7 protein-coding genes and 1 pseudogene are annotated in these 5,717 nt (G+C 39.5%); 5 read left to right on the plus strand and 3 right to left on the minus strand.

Features of this window, described 5'->3' with window-relative positions; translation table 11 throughout:
* Positions 1-268, minus strand: a pseudogene (locus NBH14_RS28470) (hypothetical protein); the annotation flags it as partial.
* 91 nt (positions 269-359) lie between these two features.
* Between NBH14_RS28470 and NBH14_RS28475 the strand changes: the two are divergent.
* Positions 360-1,130 carry a hypothetical protein gene (locus NBH14_RS28475; protein ID WP_005799241.1) on the plus strand — a complete coding sequence of 257 codons (771 nt, stop codon included), beginning with the start codon at positions 360-362 and terminating at the stop codon, positions 1,128-1,130.
* A gap of 69 nt (positions 1,131-1,199) precedes the next feature.
* Here NBH14_RS28475 and NBH14_RS28480 read toward each other — a convergent pair whose 3' ends face one another.
* Positions 1,200-2,450, minus strand: a complete 1,251-nt coding sequence (locus tag NBH14_RS28480) for an NBU/pMV158-type mobilization protein (protein ID WP_005799237.1) — start codon at positions 2,448-2,450, stop codon at positions 1,200-1,202.
* Positions 2,451-2,855: 405 nt separating this feature from the next.
* Here NBH14_RS28480 and NBH14_RS28485 point away from each other — a divergent pair, with 405 nt between their 5' ends.
* The 4 genes from NBH14_RS28485 to NBH14_RS28500 all read left to right on the plus strand — a co-directional run bounded on the left by NBH14_RS28485 (position 2,856) and on the right by NBH14_RS28500 (position 5,397).
* On the plus strand, positions 2,856-3,104 hold the full coding sequence (locus tag NBH14_RS28485; protein ID WP_005812783.1) for an AbrB/MazE/SpoVT family DNA-binding domain-containing protein: 249 nt from the start codon (positions 2,856-2,858) through the stop codon (positions 3,102-3,104).
* Positions 3,098-3,418, plus strand: coding sequence for a type II toxin-antitoxin system PemK/MazF family toxin (locus NBH14_RS28490; protein ID WP_005799262.1), 321 nt, complete (start codon positions 3,098-3,100; stop codon positions 3,416-3,418). The genes NBH14_RS28485 and NBH14_RS28490 overlap by 7 nt, the downstream gene beginning before the upstream one ends.
* A 36-nt stretch (positions 3,419-3,454) precedes the next feature.
* Positions 3,455-3,853: a hypothetical protein gene (locus tag NBH14_RS28495; protein WP_005799260.1), complete on the plus strand. Its 399-nt coding sequence runs from the start codon at positions 3,455-3,457 to the stop codon at positions 3,851-3,853.
* 494 nt (positions 3,854-4,347) lie between these two features.
* The gene (locus tag NBH14_RS28500; protein WP_005799258.1) at positions 4,348-5,397 is read left to right on the plus strand and encodes a protein rep; all 1,050 of its coding nucleotides are present in this window, start codon (positions 4,348-4,350) and stop codon (positions 5,395-5,397) included.
* A gap of 3 nt (positions 5,398-5,400) precedes the next feature.
* On the opposite strand, the gene NBH14_RS28505 is transcribed toward NBH14_RS28500, so the two are convergent.
* Positions 5,401-5,717: hypothetical protein (locus NBH14_RS28505; protein ID WP_250818008.1), on the minus strand; the 317-nt coding region annotated here is incomplete at its 5' end.

The raw sequence follows: 5,717 nt of genomic DNA on the forward strand, positions 1-5,717 counted from the left end.
TATTGGCTTCTTTTTTATTTCCTTGTTTGTCGATTTCTATATTTGTACGGGTATATGTTCCGTTTTTATTGAATTTGTATGTACCTTGCCAGACACTGCCGTTTTCGTCTGTTGTTTTTTTACCAGCCCATGTAATATCACAAATTAATGAGATTATGCTTTCTTCTCCATGGTTGTAGTATCCTTGTTTTTCAACACATCCGGTGTTTGAAATAAGAAAAAGTGATACTGTTGAAATAAGTAAAGAGATATGTATTATTCTATTCATAGTTAAATATTTAATATTCAATGCAAAAATAGGAGAAATTTTATATTTTTGGGCGAAACCTTTATTTATTAACTTTAAAAAAGGAGGATTTATGAAAAAAGTAATGTTTATGTTCATCAGTCTACTGACTGTTTTGGGTGTTTGTTCGTGTAATGATAATGAAGTAATAGAACCTGTGGTTAGTGATTCTGTATCTGATATGGAGGTCTTATCTCGTTTTGTTGATGTAAATGAGATTACAAATGAATACTATTTCAATGAGAATAAGAAAACGAGGGCGTTGTCTTATGTAACAGGTTCGGATTGGCAGGATTTAGAAAAAGTTAGTCCTTTGAGTATTGAGAAATATAAGAATAACCTGCAGGTTTTAAATGCTCAAGTGGCAAGTGCTATTTCAAATCCTAATACCGCTTATGTTGTTTTTTCTGTAAATGGAAAGACTTTGGTTAAAAAGGTGAAGGAGGATGCTAATTTTGATTTTTCAGTATTTAGGGATGTTGTAACGGAAACGAGGGCTGTTCTCCCTTCTTTGAGTATTAATGGAGGTTCTCAAAGCACTACCGGAGTTTTTTACGATTCCAGTCGTACTTTAAAGATGCAAGTTGATTTGAATGCTTCAATACAGAATAATTATTATTTCTTTGAAGTATTAAATCCTAATGCTAAACCAAGTCCGGATGATAATATAACGACACCTGAAAGTGTTGCTTTTAGTGGAACTGGACCGTTATGGAGTAACACTTTCACTTGGACTTCGTATTGGGATGCAAATGTACCTGGTCAAGGTTTTAAATGGGAGTTTAAAGGAAAAGGTACTACTCCTTCTTTTGGTTTTATAGCTAATTGCACCTTTAGTCGTTAAAAAATGAACGGGATTTAATTTGAATTGCACTTCTCAAAAAAGAGAAGTGCAATTCAAATTAGTGTCTTTCTATCGGTGTAGCCAGTTACCGTTATCTAAAGTCTTTTGTAGTGTATTCCAAAGTTCTTTAAGAAAGTTTTTAAAGTGGATGTTATTTAGCCAAATTGTAGTAATACCATTCTGACTTTTGGAGATATCTATTTTCACGTTTTTAACTTGGTATGATTTTCTCTTGTCTTTATCGTAAAGGTTTCCAGTGTAGTATATTTCCTTTCCAATAAGAAGTTGTCGGATATCTTTATTTTGTATTCCCATAGTTTGGAGTTCCTCTATATTTTCCTGTGCATTTTCCATTTCCGGAAAAAGGTTGGTTATGGGTTTTAGTTTGGATGCTTCTGCCTTTATCTGTCTGTCGGTTGTTTCCTGTACCCTTCGCATCTCGATGTTGTTGGTTCTTAATTGTCCTTCTAAATTTTGATTCTTGAATGAGAGGTTATAATTTTCTTTTTTGAGGGTTTCAATTTCTTTGGCTTGTCGTTTTACTTCCCCTACATTAAAGACGCTTGTAACGGCATTAAATACGGTTTTTCCGGCTTTTGCGGCAGCTTCTTTGGCTTCGTTGATGTGTATGTCGGTTTTCATGCTGTTTAGCTCTTTTTGTGCCGTACTAAGTTCCTTTTGGACTGTGGTGATTTTCTCGGTTCCGGCAGTGTATGCCCTGTTTAGTTGCTCGATGTCTTTTTGAAGTTGTTCAGCTTTCTCTGTTTCCATTTTGTTTTTGTATTGCATGGCCGACAAGTGTTTCTTGTCTGAAGAAACTCCACGTTCCATGTTGAGACACTCTGCTGTTATAGTCTGCATCTCCGCCATGTCGTGTCTGTTCAGCTTTACAGTTTTTCCTGTATGGCCGTCCGTCCAGTCAAAGATCATGTGCGCATGATAGTTCGGTTTCCATGCTTCTTCCTTTCCGTCCCATACGTTTGCGCCTTCATCCTTATGGGTGTAGATTTGGAAGGCGTGCACTCCAAAGCGTTCTTCCAGTTTTTCGGCCAAGTCTTGAAGCTGCTGGATTGTGGTTTCCTCGCTGATTACTATTACCCCTTCCCGGATTGGGGTAGCTTTCTTCTGTAATCCTTGTCCGGTGGCTTCCTTGTATTTTTCCGTTATGTCCCGATGTACTTCGGCAATGGAACATTCTACCCACTGTTCGTTGCGGTGTGTGAGTTCCGGACGGATGTAGTCGAGCTCCTTGCTTCTTAAGTTGTGACGTTCCGAGCTGCCTATATTGCAGGCTTCCACTCTGATACATGTCTTTGCCATATCTTTAGGTTTTAGGTGTGTATGTCTGTTTAGAAGATGTGGCGTGAAACGTCACATCGCACGGGGTCGAGGGGACACCCCTCGCACACAACCCCTTTAGGGGTTATAGTGTGCTATAACCTTTTGCAAAGGTAAGCCTTCCGGACGGGATTTGCAAGCGCTCTGCCATGTGTTCCGGATGTGCTTGGGAACAGAAGCCGGACAAAAGGGAAAAGGACACAAGGCACAATAAAAAATCATCGGTCGGGGAGCGCTGCACGGCAAGGGGGTGCACCAACACTCCCGACGAGTGCAGCCATTGACAGGGTTCTCGGTGAAAATGGAAAAAAGTTGTTTTTCCTTTTGTTATTGTTATAACTTTACATATATTTGTATCGTGATAATCAATTATAAAGTTATAACATTATGGTAACGAATATTATTCAGATTGGAAACAGCAAGGGGATAATACTTCCTTCCGAAGTATTGAAACAGTTGCGTTTGTCCTTGAAATCGGCTGTGAGCATTTCTTTGGACGGGAACAATATTGTGATAAAGGCACAACCACGTCAGGGATGGGCGGAAGCTGCCAAACGTGCCCATGAGAATGGGGATGATGAGTTGCTTATCCCTGATGTGTTTGAGGATGAAAAGTTTGAGGATTGGACATGGTAGAACAGTATGAAGTGTATTGGGTAGAGTTAGACCCTACCCGTGGGGGTGAAATGGCAAAGACACGGCCATGTGTAGTTGTCACTCCTTCAGATTTGAATATGTACCTTACAACAGTAGTCATTGTTCCGATAACCTCAACGATAAGAAATTATCCTTACCGGGTTCTGTGTTCTGTAGCCGGGCGTGAAGGAGAGATAGCCACTGATCAAATTCGCACGGTGGATAAAAGCCGGCTGAAAAGAAAGATTGGAGATTTGAATTTCAGTGAGATAAAAAGGTTACGTGAAGTATTTCAGCAAATGTTCTGTGAATAATGGAAAGTACGGAAAGAAAAATGCAAATAAGACATTATGAAACCAACTGACTACATCGAATGGGATAACCTGAAGGATATTCCATTCTTCCTCTGTCAAGTAGTCGAGGACAGAGAAAAACAAGATTTGGATATTTACTATTTGGGCAAACGTGTCTTGCACGATTACGACCATGTGGGGCACTATTTGCGGACTGCCGTTATCTTGTTCCGCAGGGTAAAGAGCCGCACAGCAGACTGGGTAAACCTGCGTAACCTTTGGACGCTGCGCAACTGTGTGCGTGAGAACTACAATCACGGCATAGGAATGAACGACCTTATTTTTGGGGAGAATTTCGATGGAGATAATCTCGATACGCTTACACCACTTACAAAGAAACGCTTTGATTTTTTGTGTAAGCGGATTAAGGAACTTGACCCATATGCAACTATTTAACACTCCATTGAGTGAAGGCAGGGCTTGTCTTTGTGTGCTCCCCCTTTGGGGGACGGGAGGGGGATAAGAAAAAAAATACCACCGGAGATGTCGGATATCCGTCAATTCACTCCGGTGTTTTTTTTGCAACTCTCCCGTATCGCTCGGCAAGGGTTGTCTTTGTGTACGGCAAAGATAGTTTTTTTTCCGGAAGTATCTTTGTCTGTTGTGGATTTAGTAGTGTATTTGTGTCAGAATTGCGCAGCCGGGGGAATGGGGGCGAGCCCCCATACTAGATAAACTAGAAAGTTTCGTGGTAAATGCTTTTTGACTTGTTATATGTAGGTTTTTTGAATGATGTTTGGCGGTTTGGAATGAATTACCTACTTTTGGGCTGAGAAAAAACGAAAGCCCGAAGGCAGTAACCAACGGGCTTTGTATTTTAAGAATTAGCAATCGTTTGTGTTCGTTCTTGGCGGGGCGGATACCAAACGAAAGCCACATCAAAATTTCATATGTGCAAAGATAGAACAAATATAACCAACTGCAAAGAAAGTCCGTTAAAAAACGGTTCTGATAGTCTTAAAAAAAAGGCTAAAGTAAAAATCATATCCCATAATTTTACTCGAAAACTTTCGGAAAAGAATCCGGATAGTAAGCTGATGAAAGCATATATGGATGCCCATGTGTGTTCAAATGTTTATACTGTGCAGGGAGGTAAGGCGCATTCCCATTATTGTCATCGGGCTTTTTGTCCTATCTGTCAGCGTATTCAAACGGCACAAAATGTAAAGAAGTTCCTTCCGGTTATGAAGTATTTGGCTTCGGAAGGCAGAGAGTTTTATTTTGTGACGCTTACCTTGCAAAATTGTGTAACCGATGATGCAAGGGTATTGCGAGATTTCATGCGTAGATGTAACCGGATGTGGGCTGATGGTATAAGGACGAAACACAAGTTTCGTTCACTTGGTATTTCGGGGGTGATTAAGAAGGAGTGTACCTATCATGTAGTAAAAAAGGATTTGTTTTCGTTCCATTATCATTTTCATATTATTGTTGATTCATTGGAAGCTGCAAAATATGTAGTAGCCCAATGGAAGAAATTGCATGGTAGTACGGTTGCTGATGCCCGTTTTCAGAAATATAAGAAGATAGAGGATTTTGAAAATGCAGCGATAGAGGTTTTTAAGTATGCTTCAAAGGCTTCTGTCTCAAAATCGAAAGGTCGTGACGGTAAAAAAAAGATTCAGATAAATTATAAGGCTTTGGATATGATTTATACTGCCATGCATGGGATGCAGCGCATGAGTAGTTTCGGACAGTTCCGCACCATGATCGGAGATGAAGCGTTGAATGATTTTAGAGATGAGGATTTGGTTCTTAATATTGAGGGATTGAATGTTGAAGATGGTTGTTATACTTGGTATATGTCTGTGAAAGATAAGGTGGCTGATTGGTATAATATGGAAACTGGGGAGGCATTGTGTTGTTATAAGGTCACCCGGAAGGATGAACTTTTGCAGGATATTTATTTAGATGAGGATATTTTTCCTAATAGTGGGTAGTTGTTAGTTTGTTGTATTGTTTTCTTGGTATGGTGTGAGTTCTATGTATTCTCTATTCATGAAAGGATCGCCAAATTTTCCACTTCTGTCATAGAAGGAAAATTTGTTTTTAGTTAGCTCGTCTATGTCCCAGTAATGTTCTCCACCAAAATAAATGGTACTGAAACTTGGATCACCGAATGACCATTGTCCGTAGATATTGGCTTCTTTTTTATTTCCTTGTTTGTCGATTTCTATATTTGTACGGGTATATGTTCCGTTTTTATTGAATTTGTATGTACCTTGCCAGACACTGCCGTTTTCGTCTGTTGTTTTTTTAC

The sequence above is a fragment of the Parabacteroides caecihominis genome (assembly GCF_023656785.1).
Classification (GTDB): Bacteria; Bacteroidota; Bacteroidia; order Bacteroidales; family Tannerellaceae; genus Parabacteroides; species Parabacteroides segnis.

Bases quoted from the DNA above. Each gene is read 5' to 3' on its own strand.
- NBH14_RS28475 (WP_005799241.1), top strand. From the start codon at position 360: ATGAAAAAAGTAATGTTTATGTTCATCAGTCTACTGACTGTTTTGGGT.
- NBH14_RS28480 (WP_005799237.1), bottom strand. From the start codon at position 2,450: ATGGCAAAGACATGTATCAGAGTGGAAGCCTGCAATATAGGCAGCTCG.
- NBH14_RS28485 (WP_005812783.1), top strand. From the start codon at position 2,856: ATGGTAACGAATATTATTCAGATTGGAAACAGCAAGGGGATAATACTT.
- NBH14_RS28490 (WP_005799262.1), top strand. From the start codon at position 3,098: ATGGTAGAACAGTATGAAGTGTATTGGGTAGAGTTAGACCCTACCCGT.
- NBH14_RS28495 (WP_005799260.1), top strand. From the start codon at position 3,455: ATGAAACCAACTGACTACATCGAATGGGATAACCTGAAGGATATTCCA.
- NBH14_RS28500 (WP_005799258.1), top strand. From the start codon at position 4,348: ATGTGCAAAGATAGAACAAATATAACCAACTGCAAAGAAAGTCCGTTA.